21 protein-coding genes are annotated in these 19,793 nt (G+C 70.3%); 10 read left to right on the forward strand and 11 right to left on the reverse strand.

The features are described from left to right. Nucleotides 1-28: 28 nt before the first annotated feature. The 3 genes from ACFE76_RS01570 to ACFE76_RS01580 are packed head-to-tail and all read right to left on the reverse strand — an operon-like array spanning nucleotide 29 to nucleotide 3,688. Nucleotides 29-1,063, reverse strand: a complete 1,035-nt coding sequence (locus tag ACFE76_RS01570; protein WP_375429976.1) for a substrate-binding domain-containing protein — start codon at nucleotides 1,061-1,063, stop codon at nucleotides 29-31. Next, nucleotides 1,060-2,088, reverse strand: a complete 1,029-nt coding sequence (locus tag ACFE76_RS01575; RefSeq protein ID WP_375429977.1) for an ABC transporter permease — start codon at nucleotides 2,086-2,088, stop codon at nucleotides 1,060-1,062. Before ACFE76_RS01575 ends, ACFE76_RS01570 begins: the two co-directional genes overlap by 4 nt. 49 nt (nucleotides 2,089-2,137) lie before the next feature. Further along, entirely contained in the window at nucleotides 2,138-3,688 is a 1,551-nt protein-coding gene (locus ACFE76_RS01580; RefSeq protein ID WP_375429978.1) for a sugar ABC transporter ATP-binding protein, read from the reverse strand. A 162-nt stretch (nucleotides 3,689-3,850) separates the two neighbouring features. Between ACFE76_RS01580 and ACFE76_RS01585 the strand changes: the two genes are divergently transcribed. Further along, nucleotides 3,851-5,854: an ArnT family glycosyltransferase gene (locus ACFE76_RS01585; protein ID WP_375429979.1), complete on the forward strand. Its 2,004-nt coding sequence runs from the start codon at nucleotides 3,851-3,853 to the stop codon at nucleotides 5,852-5,854. 100 nt (nucleotides 5,855-5,954) lie between these two features. On the opposite strand, the gene ACFE76_RS01590 is transcribed toward ACFE76_RS01585, so the two are convergent. From ACFE76_RS01590 to ACFE76_RS01600, 3 genes are read right to left on the reverse strand one after another with little or no spacing between them, the layout of a single operon-like run. After that, nucleotides 5,955-6,683 (reverse strand): DUF72 domain-containing protein, encoded by a 729-nt coding sequence (locus ACFE76_RS01590; RefSeq protein WP_375429980.1) that lies wholly within the window; start codon nucleotides 6,681-6,683, stop codon nucleotides 5,955-5,957. Next, a complete protein-coding gene (locus ACFE76_RS01595) occupies nucleotides 6,680-7,150 on the reverse strand; it encodes a DUF6328 family protein (RefSeq protein WP_375429981.1) in 471 nt (156 codons plus the stop codon). The genes ACFE76_RS01590 and ACFE76_RS01595 overlap by 4 nt, the downstream gene beginning before the upstream one ends. After that, entirely contained in the window at nucleotides 7,147-7,902 is a 756-nt protein-coding gene (locus ACFE76_RS01600; RefSeq protein ID WP_375429982.1) for a TetR/AcrR family transcriptional regulator, read from the reverse strand. The genes ACFE76_RS01595 and ACFE76_RS01600 overlap by 4 nt, the downstream gene beginning before the upstream one ends. 171 nt (nucleotides 7,903-8,073) lie before the next feature. Here ACFE76_RS01600 and ACFE76_RS01605 point away from each other — a divergent pair, with 171 nt between their 5' ends. Beyond that, nucleotides 8,074-8,262, forward strand: a complete 189-nt coding sequence (locus tag ACFE76_RS01605) for a CsbD family protein (protein ID WP_375429983.1) — start codon at nucleotides 8,074-8,076, stop codon at nucleotides 8,260-8,262. Between the two features lie 65 nt (nucleotides 8,263-8,327). Here the strand turns inward: ACFE76_RS01605 and ACFE76_RS01610 are convergent, their stop codons facing one another. Further along, nucleotides 8,328-8,729 (reverse strand): adenylyltransferase/cytidyltransferase family protein, encoded by a 402-nt coding sequence (locus tag ACFE76_RS01610; protein WP_375429984.1) that lies wholly within the window; start codon nucleotides 8,727-8,729, stop codon nucleotides 8,328-8,330. 89 nt (nucleotides 8,730-8,818) lie between these two features. On the opposite strand from ACFE76_RS01610, the gene ACFE76_RS01615 reads away from it, so the two are divergent. Further along, the gene (locus tag ACFE76_RS01615) at nucleotides 8,819-10,129 is read left to right on the forward strand and encodes an MFS transporter (RefSeq protein ID WP_375429985.1); all 1,311 of its coding nucleotides are present in this window, start codon (nucleotides 8,819-8,821) and stop codon (nucleotides 10,127-10,129) included. A gap of 33 nt (nucleotides 10,130-10,162) precedes the next feature. Here the strand turns inward: ACFE76_RS01615 and ACFE76_RS01620 are convergent, their stop codons facing one another. Genes ACFE76_RS01620 through ddaH form a run of 3 tightly spaced genes read right to left on the reverse strand, consistent with a single transcriptional unit; the run spans nucleotide 10,163 to nucleotide 13,049 of the window. After that, nucleotides 10,163-10,906, reverse strand: a complete 744-nt coding sequence (locus ACFE76_RS01620) for a GAF and ANTAR domain-containing protein (protein WP_375429986.1) — start codon at nucleotides 10,904-10,906, stop codon at nucleotides 10,163-10,165. Continuing rightward, nucleotides 10,903-12,168, reverse strand: a complete 1,266-nt coding sequence (gene rocD / locus ACFE76_RS01625) for an ornithine--oxo-acid transaminase (protein WP_375429987.1) — start codon at nucleotides 12,166-12,168, stop codon at nucleotides 10,903-10,905. The genes ACFE76_RS01620 and rocD overlap by 4 nt, the downstream gene beginning before the upstream one ends. Then, nucleotides 12,162-13,049: a dimethylargininase gene (gene ddaH / locus ACFE76_RS01630; RefSeq protein WP_375429988.1), complete on the reverse strand. Its 888-nt coding sequence runs from the start codon at nucleotides 13,047-13,049 to the stop codon at nucleotides 12,162-12,164. Before ddaH ends, rocD begins: the two co-directional genes overlap by 7 nt. 57 nt (nucleotides 13,050-13,106) lie before the next feature. Here ddaH and ACFE76_RS01635 point away from each other — a divergent pair, with 57 nt between their 5' ends. From ACFE76_RS01635 to panC, 3 genes are all read left to right on the forward strand, one after another. Next, a complete protein-coding gene (locus tag ACFE76_RS01635) occupies nucleotides 13,107-13,541 on the forward strand; it encodes an Lrp/AsnC family transcriptional regulator (protein WP_375429989.1) in 435 nt (144 codons plus the stop codon). 271 nt (nucleotides 13,542-13,812) lie between these two features. Then, nucleotides 13,813-14,700, forward strand: coding sequence for a 3-methyl-2-oxobutanoate hydroxymethyltransferase (gene panB / locus ACFE76_RS01640; protein ID WP_375429990.1), 888 nt, complete (start codon nucleotides 13,813-13,815; stop codon nucleotides 14,698-14,700). After that, entirely contained in the window at nucleotides 14,697-15,578 is an 882-nt protein-coding gene (gene panC / locus ACFE76_RS01645; RefSeq protein ID WP_375429991.1) for a pantoate--beta-alanine ligase, read from the forward strand. The genes panB and panC overlap by 4 nt, the downstream gene beginning before the upstream one ends. Here panC and ACFE76_RS01650 read toward each other — a convergent pair. Then, entirely contained in the window at nucleotides 15,550-16,239 is a 690-nt protein-coding gene (locus tag ACFE76_RS01650) for a DUF6308 family protein (RefSeq protein ID WP_375429992.1), read from the reverse strand. The two genes, panC and ACFE76_RS01650, sit on opposite strands and share 29 nt — an antisense overlap. 64 nt (nucleotides 16,240-16,303) lie before the next feature. On the opposite strand from ACFE76_RS01650, the gene ACFE76_RS01655 reads away from it, so the two are divergent. From ACFE76_RS01655 to ACFE76_RS01670, 4 genes are all read left to right on the forward strand, one after another. Continuing rightward, the gene (locus ACFE76_RS01655; protein WP_375429993.1) at nucleotides 16,304-17,143 is read left to right on the forward strand and encodes a hypothetical protein; all 840 of its coding nucleotides are present in this window, start codon (nucleotides 16,304-16,306) and stop codon (nucleotides 17,141-17,143) included. Nucleotides 17,144-17,177: 34 nt separating this feature from the next. Then, the gene (locus ACFE76_RS01660) at nucleotides 17,178-18,080 is read left to right on the forward strand and encodes a diacylglycerol/lipid kinase family protein (protein ID WP_375429994.1); all 903 of its coding nucleotides are present in this window, start codon (nucleotides 17,178-17,180) and stop codon (nucleotides 18,078-18,080) included. Between the two features lie 79 nt (nucleotides 18,081-18,159). After that, nucleotides 18,160-19,059: an NAD(P)H-binding protein gene (locus ACFE76_RS01665; RefSeq protein ID WP_375429995.1), complete on the forward strand. Its 900-nt coding sequence runs from the start codon at nucleotides 18,160-18,162 to the stop codon at nucleotides 19,057-19,059. After that, the gene (locus tag ACFE76_RS01670) at nucleotides 19,056-19,781 is read left to right on the forward strand and encodes a lysostaphin resistance A-like protein (RefSeq protein WP_375429996.1); all 726 of its coding nucleotides are present in this window, start codon (nucleotides 19,056-19,058) and stop codon (nucleotides 19,779-19,781) included. The genes ACFE76_RS01665 and ACFE76_RS01670 overlap by 4 nt, the downstream gene beginning before the upstream one ends. Nucleotides 19,782-19,793 lie beyond the last annotated feature (12 nt).

The raw sequence follows: 19,793 nt of genomic DNA on the forward strand, positions 1-19,793 counted from the left end.
GCACCCCTTTCGACACTCCCAGGGAGCTTCAGAAGACCGAGTTCGGGTCGTAGTACTCGTCGATGTTCTCGCAGCCGATCCCGACGGCCTTGGTGAAGGTCTGCTCGGGATAGTCGCTCGGCTTCTTCTTGCCGGTGGCGATGTCGACCGCGATCTGCAGCGCCTGCTCGGCGGCGAGCGAGGGAGAATTGAGGCCGGTGGAGATGTACTTGCCGGTGCAGCCGCCGGACTTGATCAGCTCCTCGCCCTCCTTCTGACCGTCAGCGGACGCGGCGACGTAGACGTTCTTGTACCGCTCCTTGCCGTTGATGACGTTGTACGCCCCCAGGGCCATCGAGTCGTTCAGACCCAGCACCAGGTCGACGTCCGGATTGCCCGCCAGCATGGTCTCGGCCGCGACCTGGCCCTTGTCCTGGGCGTAGTCGCCGGGCTGCTCAGCCTTGATCTCGTACGGCAGGCCGCCCTCCTTGAGCCCGTCCAGGAAACCCTGCCGGCGGGCTGGGCCGACGAACTCATCGGTCGCCGGGCCCGTGAGGATGACCATCTTGATGCTGGTCTTGCCCATGTCCTTGAACCGCTTGGCCGTGATCTTGCCCGACTCGCGGCCGATGGTCAGGTTGTCGGACTGGACGCTGGTGGTGCCGGTACCGGGGACGGAGGTGTCGATGTAGATGACCGGGATCTTGGAGGCGATCTGGGTCATCATCTGCTTCTGACCCTTGACACTGGTGGCGTTGACGATCATGACGTCGGCGCCCTGGGACATCATTGCCTGCATCTGGTTCATCTGGATGACCGGGTCCTTGTTGGCCGCCTGGATGAGGATCTTGAACCCCTGCTGGTCGGCGATCTGCTGGGCCTGCACCTGCATCGCGGCGAAGTAAGGCGCCTGCAGCTGCTGCTGCGCGAAGCCGACGACGACCTGGTGGATGTCGGGCTTGACGCCGTTGGCCGGTCCCTGGGCCGGGGTCGACGACGGATAGATCTGGCCGCAGGCGCTCAGCAGCAGCACCCCAACCGCACCGGCCGCCCCGAGCGCCGTCCAGCGCCGCCCCGTGGTCACTTGGCCGCCGGGGTCGTGGCGGCCTTGCGCTTGCGGCTGAACTGCACCGTGGCCAGCGTGACCGCGACGAGGATCAGCGCGCCGCGGAAGGCGTCCTGAAGGAAGGTGGAGACGTTCAGCAGGGAGAGCAGGTTGGCGATGACCGCGAAGATGATCGTGCCGACGACGGCGCCGAAGACCTTGCCGTAGCCGCCCGACAGCCGCGCGCCCCCGATCACGACGGCGGCGATGGCCTCGAGCTCGAGGAGGTTGCCGGCCGTCGAGGTGCCGCTCGCGAAGCGGCTCAGGAAGATCCAGCCGCCCAGCCCGACGAGCAGACCGGCCAGGATGTAGACCGACCAGAGCGTGGTCTTGACCGGGATGCCCGAGCTGCGGGCTGCCTCGATGTTGGAGCCGATGGCGTAGACCCGGCGGCCCCACACGGTGCGGTAGAGCAGGAAGGCGACGAGGACCACCATCGCCAGCCAGATGATGGCCAGCACCGGGATCCCGATGATCGTGGTCTGGCCGAGCTTGGCGAAGGACGACGCGGCGTCCGGGTTGATCGGGATGCCGTTGCCGTAGGCGTAGACCAGGCCGCGCGCCAGGGCCAGCATGCCCAGGGTCACGATGAACGGCTCCAGGCCGCGGAACGCGACGAGCCACCCGTTGACCGCGCCGATGATGCCGCCGATGACCACGGCGACGACGAGCGCGAGCAGCACCGACGGTCCCTGGAACAGGCCGGCCGCGATGACCGCGGCGAGGCCCAGGGCGGAGCCGACGCTGATGTCGATGCCACCGGTGAGCACGACGATCAGCTCGGCCAGCACGACCACACCGATGATCGACATCTGCAGCAGCAGGTTCGTCAGGTTGGTGCCACCCCAGAAGATCGAGCCGCGGGTGACGGTCGCCACCAGCAGCAGGGCGACCAGGATATAGAGGGCGTACTGTCCCTTGAGCCAGGCCCCGATGGCGTTGCCTCGGGAGTTGTCCTCCTCGTAGGCGTGCACGGAGGGGGGTGGCGCGACGGTTGTTGCCATGAAGGAGCTCCTCGTTGAGTCTGCGGGCCGTGGTGGTGCGTGCGGGGGATCAGTCGGTGTGACTGAGGGCGGTGCGGATGAGGTCGTCGGTGTCAGCCTGCTCGGGGTCGAACTCCTCCACGATCTGGCCGTTGCGCATCACGAGGATGCGGTGACAGAGCGAGAGCAGCTCTTCGGCCTCGCTGGAGACCACGAGGACGCCCTTTCCCCGCGCGGCGACGGCGTGGATGATCTCGTAGATGTTGGAGCGGGCCCCGACGTCGATGCCCTTGGTGGGCTCGTCCAGCACGACGAACTCCGGGTCGGACTCCATCCACTTGGCCACGACGACCTTTTGCTGGTTACCGCCGCTCAGCGTCCGGGTGTAGGTCTTGGTGCCGCCCTTGACCTGGTACTCATCGATCAGCTCGCGGACGCGCTTCTTCTCCACGGCGCTCTTGACCACCCCGCCGGAAGACATCTTCGGCAGCACGACCAGGCTCATGTTCTCGCCGTTGTCGAAGTCCTTGACGAAGCCCTCGAGCCGCCGGTCCTCGGTCAGGTAGGCGATGCCCTTGGACACCGCGGAGCCCGGGGTGGGCAGGCTGATCTCCTCGCCGTGCAGCTTGATCGAGCCACTGACGGCGGGGCGCTGACCGGTGATCGTCCGGGCCACCGACGACCGGCCGCTGCCGACCAGCCCGTACAGGCCGACGATCTCCCCGGGCCGGACCTCGAACGAGACGCCCTTGGCCGTGCCGCCGTGAAGGTCCTTGACCTCGACCACCGGCACGGTGTTGGCGTCGGCCTGGACGGGCGCCGGCCGGTCGAGGGCCTTCAGGGCCTGCCCGATCATCAAGGTGGTGACCTCGTCGGGACTGCTGCTGGCGGTGTCGACCACGTCGATCAGCTTGCCGTTGCGCAGCACCGCGATCCGGTCGGCCATGGCGAAGACCTCGTTGAGCCGGTGGCTGACGAACATGATGTGGGTGCCGGCCTCCTTCTCGCGCCGGACCAGGTCGAGGATGTCGTTGAAGTGCTCCTCGCTGGTCGAGGCCGTGGTCTCGTCCAGGATCATGATCTTGTGCGTGGTCACGGCCGCCCGGGTCAGGGACAGCATCTGGCGCTGGCCGGGACCGAGGTCGCGGGCGACCTCCCGGGTCTTCAGGTGGCCGAGCCCGACACCGGCGAGCACCTTCCGGGTCTCGGCAGAGTTGGTGTCGACCTTCTGAGCCCAGGGGCGGATGTCGCGTCCCTCCCGCAGCTTGTAGAGCCAGACGTTCTCTCCGACGGTGAAGTCGTCGATGATCAGCGGCTCCTGGTGCATCATCAGCACCCCCGCCTGCTCCGCCTCGGCCGCGTTGCGCACGGGGTGCGGATAACCGGCCACCGTGATCTCGCCGTCGGTCGGGGTGTCCACGCCGGCCAGCAGCTTGGCGAACGTCGACTTGCCGGCGCCGTTGGCCCCGCAGACGGCGAGCACCTCGCCGCGGTAGCCCTCGAGGTCGACGCCGTCGAGCGCCTTGACTCCGGGGTAGTACTTCTTGATCCCGACCGCGGTGAAGGCCACCTCACCTCGCGCGGGGGCCTGTGGGGAAGACTCGCGTTCTACTGCGACCACCGTGGGAAGCTCCTTTGCCTTTGCGGGTGATGTGTTGCAGCACATCGGTCCGGAGAGCGAATGTCAAGGATCAGGCATCTTCGGTGCGTCGCCGACAGACGTACAGCGCGCCCACAGACCCATCCCCGACCCGGCACAGGGCGAGCCGCCACGCTCGTGCCCATGCCTGCCACCGCCCTCTCCCCCGACAGCACGTCGCTGACCGGCCACCGCCTCACGCGTGCGTCCCGGCCCGCCACCGATCCGGCCGCACCCGCCACGAGACGTCGAGGCCGCTTGGTCCTGCGCTCGGTCATCACCGGGGCGGACCGTGACCCGCGTTGGGCCCAGCCGCTGCTGTGGCTGTTGCTGCTCGGGACCGCCGCCCTCTACCTCGTCAACCTCTCCTCCTCGGGGACGGCCAACGAGTTCTACGCCGCTGCCGTCAAGTCCGGCACCGAGTCGCTGAAAGCCTGGCTCTTCGGCTCCCTCGACTCGGGAAACGCGATCACGGTCGACAAACCGCCGGTATCGCTGTGGGTGATGGTGTTGTCGGCTCGCATCTTCGGATTCTCCTCGTTCTCGATGCTGCTGCCGCAGGCGTTGATGGGCGTCGGCTCAGTCGCGGTGACCTACGCCGCGGTCAAGCGCTGGTCCGGACCCGCCGCCGGGCTGATCGCGGGCGCGCTGCTGGCCCTCACGCCGGTGGCCGCGCTGATGTTCCGCTTCAACAACCCGGACGCACTGCTCGTGCTGCTGATGGCGGTCGCCGCGTACGGTGTGGTCCGGGCCATCGACGCCGCGAGCGAGACCGCGCGGCACGCGGCGCTGCGCTGGATGCTGGTGGCCGGTGCGGCGATAGGCTTCGCCTTCCTGACCAAGATGGCGCAGGGCCTGTTGGTGCTGCCGGCGTTCGGGCTGGTCTACCTGGTGGCCTCGCCGCTCCGGCTCAAGGCCCGGATCGGCCACCTGCTCGCCGCGACCGGCGCGATGGTCGTCTCCGCGGGCTGGTTCGTCGCCCTGGTCGCGCTCTGGCCGACCGCCTCGAGGCCCTACATCGGTGGCTCCACCAGCAACTCCCTCTGGGAGCTCGCGATCGGCTACAACGGCCTCGGCCGGATCTTCGGCGCCACCGGCAACGGCGGCGGGGGCATGGGCGGCGGCGGGAACACCAGCTTTGGCGGGGCGACCGGCATCACCCGGCTGCTCGGGACCGCGTTCGGCACCCAGATCTCCTGGTTCCTGCCGGCGGCGCTGATCGCGCTCGTCGCGGGCCTGGTGCTGACCTGGCGTGCTCCGCGGACCGACAGGACGCGCGCCGGGCTGCTGCTCTGGGGCGGCTGGCTGATCGTCACCGGCCTCGTCTTCTCCTTCATGTCCGGCACGATCCATCCGTACTACGCCGTCGCCCTCGCCCCGGCCATCGGCGGCCTGGTCGCCATCGGCGGCCGCGAGCTGTGGCGGGCCCGTACCTCCGACGTCGCTCGGACCACCCTGGCGCTGATGGTCACCGGCACGGCGGTCTGGGGCTGGTACCTGATGGACCGGGACGCCAGCGGCTGGTCGACGTGGCTGGCCTGGACCATGCTGGTCGGCGGAGTGCTGGGCGCCCTCGTGCTCGTGGCCTCGACCGGTCGGCTCAAGAAGCTGGCCGTCGCCGCCCTGCTCGTCGGCGCGATCTCCGCCTCCCTCGGCGCCGCGTCCTTCACCACCGCCACCGTGTCCACCGGTCACACCGGTTCGACCCCCTCGGCCGGACCCAGCTCGGTCGCCAGCGCCCACCTGGGTGGGATGGGCGGCTCCAGCACGACCGACACCGCCCTGGTCGACCTGCTGAACGCCACCAGCAGCCGCTGGTCGGCCGCGGTGGTCGGCGACCAGTCGGCTACGGGGTACATCCTGTCCACCGACACCGCCGTGATGGCGATCGGCGGCTGGGGCGGCACCGACAACTCCCCCACGCTGGCCCAGTTCCAGGCGTACGTGGCCAGCGGCGACGTCGGCTACTTCATCGCCGGCAGCAACGGCGGCGGCGGGGGCACGGGCGGCGGGGGCATGGGCAGCGGGGGCATGGGCGGCGGGGGCAACAGCAGCTCCTCGGGCAGCGAGATCACCGCCTGGGTCGAGGCTCACTACACCGCGACCTCGGTCGGCGGCGCGACGGTCTACGACCTGACGGCCGGCTGAGCGGGCTCGGGCTCGCCCGGTACTGATGAGCAGCTGCGCGGAGCGCGGATGACCGTGGCCGAGAGCGTTGCGGCCCGACGCGGGAGAGGCAGGGCCCGGGTCAGCCGACGAGCTCGGCCAGCCGGGCGGCGTTGCGGACGGCGTGGCCGTGGCCGTCGTTGTTGAAGTAGGCGTAGACGTCCTGACCTGCCTCACGCCACTCGCCGATCCGCTCCGCCCACCAAGCCACGTCGTCCTCGCCGTAGCTGCCCGCGTAGAGGTGGTCGTGGTCGGGCCCGTGCAGCCGGACGTACGCCCACGAGGTGGTGGTCCGCAGCAGGCACGGCAGCCCGGCGCCGCTCAGCACACAGTAGGCCGCGTCGTGGTCGGCGAGCAGGCCGAACACCCGCTCGTCCACCCAGCTCGGGTGTCGGAACTCCACCGCCACCCGGATCCAGGACGGCAGCCGGTCCAGGAAGTACGCCAGCCGGGCGTCGTCGCGCTCGTGGCCGGGGTGCAGCTGGACGAGCAGAGCACCGCGGCGGTCGCCCAGCTCGTGCCAGCAGGCGGCGATCCGCTCCACCCAGGCCTCCGGGGCGTACAGCCGCTTGGCGTGGGTCAGCCCACGCGGAGCCTTGACGCTGAGCCGGAAACCGTCCGGCAGTCGTCGACGCCACGAGGCGAAGCTCGACTCGCGCGGCCAACGGTAGAAGCTGGCGTTGAGCTCGACCGTGCCGAAGGAGCCGACGTAGCGTGCGAGCCGGTCGCGCGAGGGCAGACCTGGTGGGTAGAGGACGTGCTCCCAGTGGTCGTAGCTCCAGCCGGAGGTACCGATCCGGACCTCCGTCACGACGGACGGACGAAGTGCGGCAGCCGCGGCAGCAGCGCGATCGCCGCGATGACCAGGGCCGTCGCCCCGCCGGCCACCAGCCCGGCCGTCCGGCCGGCGACCACGTCGAAGACCAGCAGCACGACACCCGTCAGCACCAGCCCGACCCCGAGCAGCATCAGCCGCAGCACGACGTGACCGAACCGGACGATGGTCAGCTTGGCGTGCCGCCGGAACAGGGCCCGGTGCAGGCTCACCGGGGCCAACCCGACCGCGGTCGTGAGCACGGCCAGCCCCACCAGGACCAGATAGATCAGCTGCTGATCTGCGGTGATGGTGTCGAACTTCTGCTGGAACGAGATCGTCAGCAGAAAGCCGGTGAGGATCTGGGTGCCGGTCTGGGTGACGCGCAGTTCCTGCAGGATCTCGCTCCAGTTGCGGTCGAGGCGCTCGTTCACCGACTCGTCGCGTCCGTCGGTGGCGGTCACGCGCTGTCGCCGCTGACCAGCAACCGCGCGATCAGGTCCTCGAGCGCGTCCTCGAACTCGTTGTCGAAGGTGTCCAGCGACAGCTGCGGCGACAGCGCCATCAGCCGCGGGTAGTGCGCGAGGTCGCTGCTCTCGACGAACTCGAGGTCAGCCGCCGGCAACGCCTTCGGCTCCACCGCGTAGATGGCCGACTCGAGCAGCAGGTGACCGAGCAGAAAGGTCGAAAAGGCGCGGTAGGCGCGGACGCTCTCGTCGGCGCTGAAGCCGTAGTGCGCCAGCCCCTCGAGGAAATCCTCCACCCAGCGCAGGCTGCGCAGCGGCGGCCGCAGCCAGGGCGCCGCCGGCGGTCGGCTCGCGACCAGCGGAAAGATCTTCGGGTGCACCATCGAGATGGAACGCACCCCGTGGGCCATCTGCTGCAGGAACTCCTGCCAGGTCTCGGGCCGGTCGCGGCCCATCGTCATCGCGTACAGCTCGTCCATCACCACCTCGACGACACCGTCGAGCAGCTCGTCGCGGCCGGGGACGTAGCGGTAGAGGGCCATCGCCTCGACGCCGAGCTCGGCGCCGAGCCGGCGCATGGTCAGCCGGTCCCGGCCGTGCTCGTCGATGAAGCTCACCGCAGCCGTGAGGATCACGCGCTGGTCGAGCGGCCGCCGACCACCTGGAGTGGGGACGCGTTCTGGACCGGACGCCTTCTTGGGACCCGGCGCCGTCGTCGGCGCGGGTCCGTCAGCTCCTCCGCTGGTCATTCGGCACCGCCTCGGTCTCGAGACGCCGGCCCGCCGTTCCGGTGCGGCAAGTCGTGCGCCTACCGTTCATCATGGATAGCCGCCAGGGATTTACAGCGTAAATCACGGGGTTTACGTTGGTCTGATGAGGTACGTGGCCGAAAGCCCGTCCCAGAACGTGAGGAGCACGGCATGAGTGGATTGAGTGACAAGCTCGAGGGCAAGGCCGACGAGCTGAAGGGCGCCGCCAAGGAAAAGGTCGGCGACGCGACCGACAAGCCCGACCTGCAGGCCGAAGGCCAGGCCGACCAGGCCGGCGGCAACGCCAAGCAGGCGGTCGGCGAGGTCAAGGACGCGGCGAACGACGTTCTCGGCCGCTAGATCTCCCACACCGAGTTGTCAGCCGCTGTGGCTGCTCTGGCGACCACAGCGGCTGACAGGTCGGGTCAGCCGCCCGCGTTGCTGGAGATGTGCTCGATGATGGCGGTGGTCGAGACCGAGGGCGTACGGGGCAGGTAGATCACCCGGCAGGCGTCGTTCAGGAAGTCGAACTTTCCGGCCCAGTCGTCGCCCATCACCAAGATGTGGGCGGCGTGCTCGCCGACGTAGGCCCGCTTCAGCTCCAGGCTCTCCTCGACGAAGACCTCGTCGACCACCTTGAGGTTGGAGACGATCTCGGTCCGCTCCTCCTGGGTGAACACCGGGTTGCGCCCCTTCTTGGCGAAGTTGAGCGCGTCCGAGGACACCCCCACCACCAGCCGGTCACCGAGGGCTGCCGCCCGGTTCAGCACGCGGACGTGCCCCACGTGCAGGACGTCGAAGGTGCCAAAGGTGATGACGGTCGTCACGAAGTGCTCTCCTGGGATCAAAGGGTGGGGATCACCCTATCGGCCCCCGAGAGCCGAGCCGGTCAGCGCCGACGTAGATTCGACCAGCCATGGCTCTGCTCCTCGACCTCGCTCCGCTCCGGGTGAGTGCCCCGTTCCGGCGGCTGCTGATCGGCCTCGGTGTCTCCAACCTCGGCTCGCAGCTGACCGTGGTCGCGGTGGGGCTGCAGGTCTACGCGATCACCGGCTCCACGCTGTCGGTCGGCGTCCTCGGCATCTGCGCGCTGGTCCCGCTGGTGGTGCTCGGCCTCTACGGCGGTGCGCTGGTGGACGCCTACGACCGGCGTCGGGTCGCGCTCTACTCCTCCTTCGGGCTCTGGGTCGTGACGCTCGGCCTGGCCACCCAGGCGTGGTTGCACGTCGACTCGGTGCTGCTGCTGTACGCCCTCGTCGCGGTCCAGTCGGCCGGGTTCGCCATCAACAACCCGGCCCGCAGCTCGATCATCCCGCGGCTGATCGAGCCGCGGCTGTTGCCGGCGGCCAACGTGTTGACCACCATCGAGACCAACGTCGCCATGACCGTCGGCCCGTTGATCGGCGCCCTGCTGGTCGCTGTCGCCGACTTCGGGCCGGCGTACACGATCGACGCAGTGCTGTTCACGTTCGCCCTCTGGGCGTTGTGGCGGCTGCCGGACCTGCCGCCCGTCGGGGCCGCCGCGGACGCAGCTGAGCTGCGTGGGACCGAGGGGGCACGGGCCAAGCGCGGGTTCGCCTCGATCGTCGAGGGGCTGCACTATCTCGCCACCCGGCCGAACGTCCGGATGACCTTCGTGGTCGACCTGATCGCCATGATCTTCGCCATGCCGCGGGTGCTGTTCCCGGCCGTGGGCGTGGTGTTCCTCGGTGGCGGGGCGACCACCACCGGGCTGCTCAGCGCAGCGTACGCCGCCGGTGCGGTGCTGGCCGGGCTGTTCTCCGGCGGTCTTGTCCGGGCTCGTTGGCAGGGTCGGGTGATCGTCGGTTCGATCCTGACCTTCGGCGCCGCCGTGACCGCGTTCGGCGTGGTGCTGGTCGCCGTCGGAGGGGACCGACCGGGCACCGTGCTGCTCGGCGCGCTGGTGCTGGCGATGATCTTCCTCGCGGTGGCCGGCGGCTCGGACTCGGTCAGCGCCGTCTTCCGGCAGACGATCCTGCAGTCGGCGACGCCGGACCAGATGCGGGGGCGGCTGCAGGGCGTGTTCATCGTGGTGGTCGCCGGCGGTCCGCGCCTCGGCGACCTGGTGCTGGGGTCAGAGTCCAGCTGGTTGGGTGAGGGCTGGGCCGCCGTGGTCGGCGGCCTCAGCTGCATCGTGCTGCTGAGCGTGGTGGCCGGCGTGCAGCGCCGCTTCCTGCGCTACGACGCCCTGCACCCGGTCGCGTGAGGCTCCCATCGGCGTCGCGTGAGGCGCCGGTCGCTAGCGGGTGATGCCGGCCGTGAACGGTGCGGTCTCGGTGCTCCCGGAGCTGTCGTGGGCCTGGACGACCTGCGCGGCGGCGCGGTGCAGCGGCACGTTGTAGTGCTGGGAGTATCGCCGCAGCAGGTCGAACGACGCGTCGGCGCCGCAGCGGTTGCGCTCCATCAGCATCCCCAGCGCCAGGTCGATCGTCCGGCGCCGGTCCATCGCGGCCGCGCGGTCGTCGAGCTCCCGCGCGTGCCGGCTCAGGTGCATCGCGAGGGCGACGCCACCGGAGATGTCGGCGGCGGTCTGGATCGTGATCGCCTGCTCCTTGGCGCCCAGGCCGTCGATCTGTCGGCTGTAGACCTTGAGCACCGCGGCGGGCTCGCCGTCGACGCAGACCGGGACCGACAGGCAACAGGCGGCGCCCCGCTCGGCCGCTCGGGGCCCGTAGTCGCCCCAGCGCAGGTCGGCACCCAGGTCCGCCACGTACATCGTGGTGTTGGTCTCGAGCGCGTGCAGGCAGGGGCCAGCGCCGTTGTCGTACTGGATCCGGTCCACCTCGAGGGCGAGCGCGCTGCTGGTGCCGATCGTCACCGGGGCGGCGCCCAGGCCGAGCGTGACCGCGACACCCCCGACGTCACCGAGCTGCTCCGACAACCGTTCCGCCACCGCGACGAGGAAGTCCTCGAGCAGCGGGGCGACAGCGTGCGCGGCAGGACCGACATCGTCCGGATCGATGGACACCCCCGTAGGACTCACTCGCTCAGGATAGGACGAACGCGCCGACCCGGCGATCGGCTGAGCTCGCCGAGGACCGCCTCGAGCTGGTCCAGCCCTGCGTCGAGCTGGTTCTCGGTGATCACCAGCGGCGGAGCGAGCCGAACCGTCGAGCCGTGGGTGTCCTTGGCCAGGACGTGCCGGGCGGCCAGCGCCTCGCAGACGTGCCGGCCGCTGCCGAGCGACGGGTCGACATCCACTCCCGCCCACAGCCCGCGGGCCCGGAAGCCGACCACGCCGTGGCCCAGCATGCCTTCGAGCCGATCGCGCATCCGTACCCCCAGCCGGGTCGCCCGCTCCTGGTACTCCCCGGTGGCGAGCAGGCCGACGACCGCGCGGCCGACCGCGCAGGCCATCGGGTTGCCGCCGAAGGTGCTGCCGTGCTGGCCGGGCCGCAGCACACCGAGCACGTCCGCGTCGGCCACCACGGCCGAGACGGGCACGATGCCGCCGCCCAGGGCCTTGCCCAACAGATAGACGTCAGGCACGACACCCTCGTGCTCGCAGGCGAGGGTGCGACCGGTCCGGCCGAGACCGGACTGGATCTCGTCGGCGATGAACAGCACCCGGTGCCGGCTGGTCACGGCCCGGACGCCGGCGAGATAGCCGGGCGGCGGGATCCGGACGCCGGCCTCGCCCTGGATCGGCTCCAGCAGCACGGCGACGGTGTGCTCGGTGATCGCGGACTCGAGCCCGGCGAGGTCGCCGTAGGGGACGGTGACGAAGCCCGGGGTGTAGGGGCCGAAGTGGTCGCGGGCGTCCGGGTCGTCAGAAAAGCTGATGACCGTGGTGGTGCGGCCGTGGAAGTTCCCGCCGGCCACGATGATCTCGGCGCGGCCGTCGGGCACCCCCTTCACCTCGTACCCCCACTTGCGGGCCACCTTGACCGCCGACTCCACCGCCTCCGCGCCGGTGTTCATCGGCAGCACCATCTCCTTGCCGACCAGGGCGGCGAGGCTCTCGGCGAACGGCGCGAGCTGGTCGTGGTGGAAGGCGCGAGAGGTCAGCGTGACCCGCTCGAGCTGATCGCGGGCGGCGGCCAGCAGCACCGGGTGCCCGTGGCCGAAGTTCGTGGCGGAGTAGGCGGCCAGGAAGTCGAGGTAGTCCCGTCCCGCGACGTCGGTCAGCACCGCACCGGAACCCGAGGCGACCACCACGTCCAGCGGGTGGTAGTTGTGGGCGACGTGCTCCTCTTCGGCGCTGAGCAGCGCCTCGGCGCGGGTGGGGGTGTCGATGGTCAGCATGAAGCGAAGCCTTTCGTCGGGAGTCGGATCTCCTGGGTGCAGCACTTGACGCTGCCGCCGCCGCGGAGCAGCTCGCTGAGGTCGACCTCGACGGGCGCGTACCCGGCCGCGGTGAGCAGCCCGACCAGGTGGTCGGCGCCGGCGGGTACCCAGACCGTCCGGCCGTCGCTGACGCAGTTGAGCCCAAGACACGCGGCGTCCGCGTCGTCGGCGATCAGGGCGTCGGGGAACAGCTCGGCCAGCAGCTGCTGGCTGGCCGGGCTGAAGGCCGGCGGATAGTAGGCGAGGTGGTCGCGGGTGTCGTCGAGCACGGTGAGCGCGACGTCCAGGTGGTAGAAGTACGGGTCGACCAGCTCGAGGCTGATCACCGGCCGGCCGGTCAGCCGCGCCAGCTCGAGATGCGCTGCGGGTGAGGTGCGGAAGCCGTACCCCGCGAGGATCCGGTCGGCCAGCACCGCGTAGTCGCCCTCGGCCTCGTTGACGGCGTCCGGCAGGGTCACCGAGCTCGAACGGGTGGCGTGCCAGGCCCCGTGGTGGGCGGCCTCGGCGGCCCGTTCGGGGGTGGCGAAACGCGCCTGCAGCACCTGGCCGTCGATCACCGTGGCCCCGTTCGCGGCAAAGACCATGTCGGGCAGTCCCGGGACCGGCTCCAGCAGGTCGACCCGGTGGCCCGCGGCCCGGTAGGACTCCACCAATGCTGACCACTGGGCGAGAGCGAGGGCGCCGTCCACCGGCGGTCCGGGGCGCATCCACGGGTTGATGGCGTAGCTGACGTCGAACCAGGTCGGCGGGCACATCAGGTACGTGCGCGGTGAGGCACGACGGACCGGAGCGTCAGGGCCAGTCAGCACCGTAGGGCGAGCCAGCACCGTCGAAGTCACACTTCCACCCTAGGCGTCCTCTTGCGCAACGATAGGGTCCTGTTGTACGAAGTTACTGTGCTGAGTTTGCGTCTGGACGACCTTGACCGCAAGATCATTGCTCGTCTGCTGGAGAACGGTCGGGAGAGCTTCGCCAGCCTCGGTCACCAGATCGGTCTCTCCACGGCCGCAACCAAGCGCCGGGTCGACCGGCTGCGTGGGGAGGGGGTGATCCGGCGCTTCACCGCCGAGATCGACCCGGTGGCGCTCGGCTGGACGATCGAGGCCTTCGTCGAGCTGTACTGCGAGGGACGGGTGCCGCCGGACCGGATGCGCGAGCTGGCCCGCACCATCCCGGAGGTGAGCGCCGCGTACACGGTGACAGGCGAGGCGGACGGGCTGTTGCTGGTCCGCGCCTCCGACGCCAGCCACTTCGAGAAGGTGCTCGGAGTCATCCGCAACCACCCGGGCGTCAGCCGTACCCGCTCGGCCGTCGTGCTGTCGCATCTTTGACGGAGCCAATCGTGACCGCTCTCGGTGCGGGGTCCGCCACGCGACCCGGTCGAAGATGCCACACTGAGCGGGGCCCTCTCCCCCGGGGCCGGACCGATGACCGCCGCCGTACGTGGGCTAGGTTCTCGGGGAACAAAATCACCGGGATCACCGCATGTTTGGTGATCGAGGGCACGCTTGCAGGTCGGCGCTGGAGAAGCCAGCGCACCCAGAGGAGTCCGCGACACACGGCACAGCTGCGCTGATGTGGGGGAGAACAAGAGGTCGTGTTGTGGCTGAGACGACAGCACCGCAGCGTCGGGTCCGCGTCACCGACCTCGTCAACGCCAAGCTCCGCGGGCAGCGTTGGGCCATGCTCACCAGCTACGACCAGTACACCGCCGCCCTCTTCGACGAGGCCGGGGTCTGGAGCCTGCTCGTCGGTGACTCCGCCGCCAACAACGTCTACGGCTACGACTCGACGCTGCCGGTCACCGTGGCCGAGCTGCTGCCGCTGGTCCGGGCGGTGGTGCGGTCTACCCGACGCGCGCTCGTGATCGGTGACCTGCCCTTCGGCTCGTACGAGGTGAGTCCACAGCAGGCGCTGGAGACCGCCATCCGCTTCTTGAAGGAGGGCGGCTGCCACGCCGTCAAGTTCGAGGGCGGCGTCCGGGTGGCCGAGCAGATCCGCCTCGTCACCGAGGCCGGGATCCCGGTGATGGGCCACATCGGTTTCACCCCGCAGAGCGAGCACCGACTCGGCGGCTATCGCGTCCAGGGCCGCGGCGACGGGGCGGCCCGGCTGCTGGAGGACGCCCACGCGGTCCAGGAGGCCGGTGCGTTCGGCGTGGTGCTCGAGATGGTGCCGGGCGACCTCGCCGCGCAGGTCACCGCCGAGCTCGCCATCCCGACCGTCGGTATCGGCGCCGGGGTCGCCTGCGACGCCCAGGTGCTGGTCTGGCAGGACATGCTCGGCCTGCGGCAGGGCAACGTGACCCGCTTCGTCAAGCAGTACGCCAACCTCGCCCAGACCATTTCCGACGCGGCGGCGGCCTACGTCGCCGACGTCACCGACGGGTCGTTCCCGACCGCCGCCCACACCTTTGAGTCCACTCCCACAAAGAAAGCCGCTGGCTCCCCCGCGCCGGGCACCTTCCCCGCACCAGGAGCAACCCCGTGATCGTCACCTACACCCTCGCCGACTTCGCCGAGGCCCGGAACGCCCTCGAGGCCGAGGGCCGACGGCGCGTCGTCTTCGTCGCGACGATGGGCGCCCTGCACGAGGGTCACCGCTCGTTGATCCGCTCGGCCCACCGCCGCGGTGACGCCGTGGTGATCAGCGTCTTCGTCAACCCCCTGCAGTTCGGGCCGGGCGAGGACTACGCGCGCTATCCGCGGCCGCTCTCGGACGACCTGGACGTCTGCGACGCCGAGGGTGTCGACCTCGTCCTGGTGCCAACGGTGGCCGAGCTCTACCCCGCCGGCCGGCAGGTGAGCGTCAGCGCCGGCACGATGGGGTCGGTGCTGGAGGGCGCGTCCCGGCCCGGGCACTTCGACGGCGTGCTGACCATCGTGCTCAAGCTCTTGCACCTCGTCCGACCGCAGGTCGCCCTCTTCGGTCAGAAGGACGCTCAGCAGGTGGCCTGCGTGCAACGGATGGTGACCGACCTCAACCTTGACGTCGAGGTGGTGAGCGAGCCGACCGTCCGCGAGGCCGACGGTCTGGCCCTGTCCAGCCGCAACATCTTCCTGACCCCGGCCGAGCGGGCGATGGCCTGCAGCCTCGCCGCCGCCCTCGAGAAGGCGGCAACCGCCGACACCGTCGCCGCCGCCCGGATCGCCGCCGACGAGGTCCTCGACCGCGTCCAGTTCGAGCCGGCCTTCGAGCTCGACTACGCCGTGATGGTCAACCCGACCACCTTCGCCGAGATCCCCGACGACCACACCGGACCCGCGCTGTTCGTCGTCGCGGCCAAGGTCGGCACCACCCGGCTGATCGACAACATGCCCCTGCACCTCGCCGCCGTGATCAGCGAGTCCGTCGAGCTGACCGCGTAGGTTCTGCCGCCGTGGCGGGCTTTCCGAGGAACCACGCGACGATGTCGAGCGCGCGTAGCGGTGTGACTGGCACGCCGTCCGCGAGACGGCTCAGCTGCTCAAAAGCATCGAGCTGGCTTCGCAGGTCGTGTTGCATCTCCTCGGCGAGCGCGACGGTGAAGTCCGCCCACCCTCGGCCGGGTACGACCGGTATTCGCGGCTCGGATCCCTGCTGGTAGCAGCGGCGCACCTGCTTGTCCTGGAGAGGGATGAGCGCAGGCCGCTTGCGGTGCAGGATCTTGGAGAGGGTGGTGGCCTTGGCCCCATCCAGGCGATCCTCGTCGATACCGGCGAACAGGGCACCGACGAGTCGGAGATCGTCGGCCGTCGCGTCCACCAGGGAGAGTGCGGGGTCCAGCTGGTCGAGCAGCGGCTGCCAGTAGGTGAGCTCTTGCTGGAGGAGGTAGTACGTCTTGACGCTGAGGTGTCGGACGTTGAGCAACGTCGGCGCGAGCAGGTCAGCGTCGATAACTGGACCGGTGGCCGTCTCGAGCATGTACCCGTCGTACGCCGGATAGGCCGACCGGGGAGCGCCCGCCGTCTCAGCGCCCAGGTACTCGGATACGTACTCCACCACCTGTTGCCACGACGCCGACCGATTACCGACTCGAACCAGTTCCATCGGGTGAGTATCGCAGCCGGAACGGCGTCCCTCTTCGGTACCACGGGCGGGGCAGGATGAGCCCGTGGACCTCGAGGCGGCGGCAGACGAGCTGTACGGCGGCTCGCCTGAGGACTTCGTCGAACGCCGGACGGCGCTGGTCGCGGCGGCGCGAAAGGCGCGCGAGCGCGAGCTGGCCAAGCAGATCGGCGCCCTGCGCCGGCCGACCCGGACGGCGTGGCTGGTCAACCTGCTGGCCCGGGAGTCCCCGGTCGAGGTGACCTCCCTGCTCGAGCTCGGGGACGCGCTCGCCGACGCGCAGCGCCGATCCTCCGGCGCCGACCTGCGCCGGCTGTCGACGGACCGGCGGCGGCTGGTCGACCGGCTGGCCAAGACGGCCGTCACCCTCGGCGCCGACCACGGCTACCGGGCGCCGGACGCCGCGTTGCAGGAGATCAGCCAGACGCTGCAGGCCGGTCTCGGCGACCCCGAGGTCCGCGCGCAGCTGCGGGCGGGCCGGTTGAGCGCCGCCGTCACCTACGGCGGGTTCGGTCCGAGCGACCTGATGGCCGCCATGGCCGCCTCCCTCCCCGAGCCGCCGGAGCCTGAGCAGGCCCAGCCGGAGGAGGCGCCCTTCGACGAGCTCAGGGAACAGGACGAGCTCAGGGAACAGAAGGCTCAAGCGGAACAGCAGGCTCAAGCGGAACGGGAGGCGCAAGCCGAACGCGAGGCAGCGGCCGAACGCGAGGCCGAAGCGGCCACCGCCCGGGCCGACGAGCTGGCCGACCGGGTCGAGGAGCTGCGCGCCGAGCTGGCGGCCGCGGAGGCCGACGAGCGCGACGCCCGCGAGACTGCTCGGACGGCCCGGCGGCACCTGCAGGAGGTCCGACAACACCGCCCAGCCGAGCCTCACCCCCAAGGGTGAACCGAGACGCCTCCAAAGTCTGGGAAAATCGAGCGTGTCCGACTCCGCGCCACGCCGGCTCGCCGTGATCGCCAACCCGGTCAAGGTGTCCGCCGCGTTCCCTGACCTGGTCCGCGCCCGCGCCCGGGCCGCGGGCTGGTCCGAACCGCTCTGGCTCGAGACGAGCGTGGACGACCCTGGGCGCGGGATGGCGCAGCAGGCCCTCGACGCCGGCGTGGACCTGGTGCTGGCGGCGGGCGGGGACGGCACCATCCGGGCCGTTGCCGACGTGCTGGCCGAGACCGACGTCACGATGGCCCTGATCGCCGCCGGCACCGGAAACCTGCTCGCCCGCAACCTCGAGCTGCCGCTGAACGAGCCGGGCGGCCTCGACGTCGCCTTCGCCGGCCTCACCCGCGACATCGACCTGATCGAGCTGACCGTCGACGGCGACCGCTCGGAGCACTTCGCCGTGATGGCCGGCGTGGGCGTGGACGCGATGATCATGGACGAGGTCGACCCCGCGCTCAAGGCGCAGGTCGGCCCGGCGGCCTACTTCCTGGCCGCGGGCAAGGCGTTGGGCCGGTTGCCGATGTCGATGGAGATCACGATCGACCAGGGGCGCCGCCGCCGCCGGCGCGCCATGCTCTGCCTGATCGGCAACGTCGGCAAGCTGCCCGGTGGTCTGGTGCTGATCCCTGACGCCGAGGCCGACGACGGCCACCTCGACCTCTACGTCGCCTCACCGCACCGCGTCCGGCACTGGCTCAAGCTCGCGTTGCGGGTGGTGACCCGCCGCAGCCAGCGCGACGACCAGGTCGACACCTGGCAGGCCCGCCGGGTCCTGGTCCGCCTGGACGAGCCCGAGCCCTACCAGCTGGACGGCGACGTCGCCGGCGAGTGCCGCACCCTGGAGGCCGTGATCAAGCCGGGCGTCCTGCGCGTCTGCATCCCCTGACCGACCCCCCGGAGAACTCTGGACGTCAACCGCTCCGCGTAGGCTCGTAGCGACCCGATCACCGGCCCAGGAGGCCCCCATGCCCTTGACCGTCCTCGTCACCGGCGCCTCCGGCTTCGTCGGCTCGCACCTGGCGACCGCTCTGGTCGACGCCGGCCACACCGTCCGGGCGATGACCCGGCATCCCGACGACTACGACGGAGCCGGCGAGCCGGTCCAGGCCGACGTCAGCGACCGGGTCAGCCTCGACCGCGCGATGGTGGGCGTCGACGCGGCCTACTACCTGGTGCACTCCCTCGACAGCGCCGACTTCGTCCGCCGCGACGCCGAAGCGGCTCGACACTTCAGCGCCGCCGCCGCCCAGGCCGGCGTCGAGCGGATCGTCTACCTCGGCGGGCTCGGCGACGAGAACGCCGACCTGTCCGACCACCTGAAATCGCGGCGCGAGGTCGAGCAGCTGCTCGGCGCGGACGGCGTCCCGGTGACCGTGCTGCGGGCGGCGATCGTCATCGGTCATGGCGGCATCTCGTGGGAGATCACCCGTCAGCTGGTGGCGCACCTGCCGGCTATGGTCGTCCCACGCTGGGCCACCACCAAGACGCAGCCGATCGCCCTCGCCGACGTGGTCCGCTACCTGGTCGGGGTGCTCGAGCCGGAGGCGGCCCGGGGTCGGGTGTTCGAGATCGGGGGGACTGAGGTGCTGACGTACGCCGAGATGATGCAGCGGGTGGCCAAGCTGCACCACAACCGGACCCTGCCGATGCTCACCGTGCCGCTGCTGACCCCGCGGCTGTCGTCGCACTGGCTGGCCTTCGTCACCGACGTGGACACCGAGACCGCGCGCAACCTGATCGACTCGATGAGCAACGAGGTGGTCGTGCACGAGCACACGATCCTCGACGTCGTGCCCGGCGAGCCGATGGACTACACCGCTGCGGTGGAAGAGGCGTACGCACAGCGCGCGAAGGCCAACGCGTGACCGACACTCGGGGGCGTCTCCTGGGGCGCGCTTTGGGGGTCGTCCGGCCGATCCTGATCGACAAGGTCGAACGCGACCACGCCCAGACCGACCGGGCGTTCCACTACCGGCGGATCGTCGTCGCCGTCACGCTGGTGGTGGGCGCCACCTTGCTCGGGCTGTCGTTCGCCACCGAACAGGGCGACCCGGCGTTCTATCCGCTGACCTTCGGGCTGGCCGCCACCTGGGCCGTCGGCAGCCTGGCGTCGGGACCGCTGCACCTCGGGCACATCGAGATCCTCGGCGCCCGCCGGCGGCCGATCATCACCCCGATCCTGGTCGGGCTGGCGCTCGGCGCAGTCTTCGTGGTCGGCGGCCTGATCACCCGCGAGATCCCGCCGCTGGCCGCTTACATCGAGGACGTCCTCGGCTACGCCAAGGCCGGCAACCTGTACCTGCTGATGGTCATCACCTTGGTCAACGGGATCGCCGAGGAGCTGTTCTTCCGGGGCGCGCTGTTCGCCGCGATCGGCCGTAAACGGCCCGTCCTGATCTCGACGATCATCTACGCGCTGGCCACGATCGCCGGCGGTAACCCGGTGCTGGTCTTCGCTGCCGTCACCCTGGGCGCGGTCGTCGGGCTGCAGCGTCGCGCCGGTGGCGGCGTGCTCGCGCCGATCCTGACCCACATCACCTGGTCGACGATCATGCTCCTGGTGCTGCCGCGGATCTTCAACGGATAGCCGATCGAGTGC

The sequence above is a fragment of the uncultured Friedmanniella sp. genome (assembly GCF_964244005.1).
Classification (GTDB): Bacteria; Actinomycetota; Actinomycetes; order Propionibacteriales; family Propionibacteriaceae; genus Microlunatus.

What these genes read in the sequence shown, in the direction of transcription:
- ACFE76_RS01575 (WP_375429977.1), bottom strand. Translation starts at nt 2,088, where the DNA reads ATGGCAACAACCGTCGCGCCACCCCCCTCCGTGCACGCCTACGAGGAG.
- ACFE76_RS01605 (WP_375429983.1), top strand. Translation starts at nt 8,074, where the DNA reads ATGAGTGGATTGAGTGACAAGCTCGAGGGCAAGGCCGACGAGCTGAAG.
- ACFE76_RS01650 (WP_375429992.1), bottom strand. Translation starts at nt 16,239, where the DNA reads ATGGAACTGGTTCGAGTCGGTAATCGGTCGGCGTCGTGGCAACAGGTG.
- ACFE76_RS01600 (WP_375429982.1), bottom strand. Translation starts at nt 7,902, where the DNA reads ATGACCAGCGGAGGAGCTGACGGACCCGCGCCGACGACGGCGCCGGGT.
- ACFE76_RS01585 (WP_375429979.1), top strand. Translation starts at nt 3,851, where the DNA reads ATGCCTGCCACCGCCCTCTCCCCCGACAGCACGTCGCTGACCGGCCAC.
- ACFE76_RS01665 (WP_375429995.1), top strand. Translation starts at nt 18,160, where the DNA reads ATGCCCTTGACCGTCCTCGTCACCGGCGCCTCCGGCTTCGTCGGCTCG.
- rocD (WP_375429987.1), bottom strand. Translation starts at nt 12,168, where the DNA reads ATGCTGACCATCGACACCCCCACCCGCGCCGAGGCGCTGCTCAGCGCC.
- ACFE76_RS01615 (WP_375429985.1), top strand. Translation starts at nt 8,819, where the DNA reads ATGGCTCTGCTCCTCGACCTCGCTCCGCTCCGGGTGAGTGCCCCGTTC.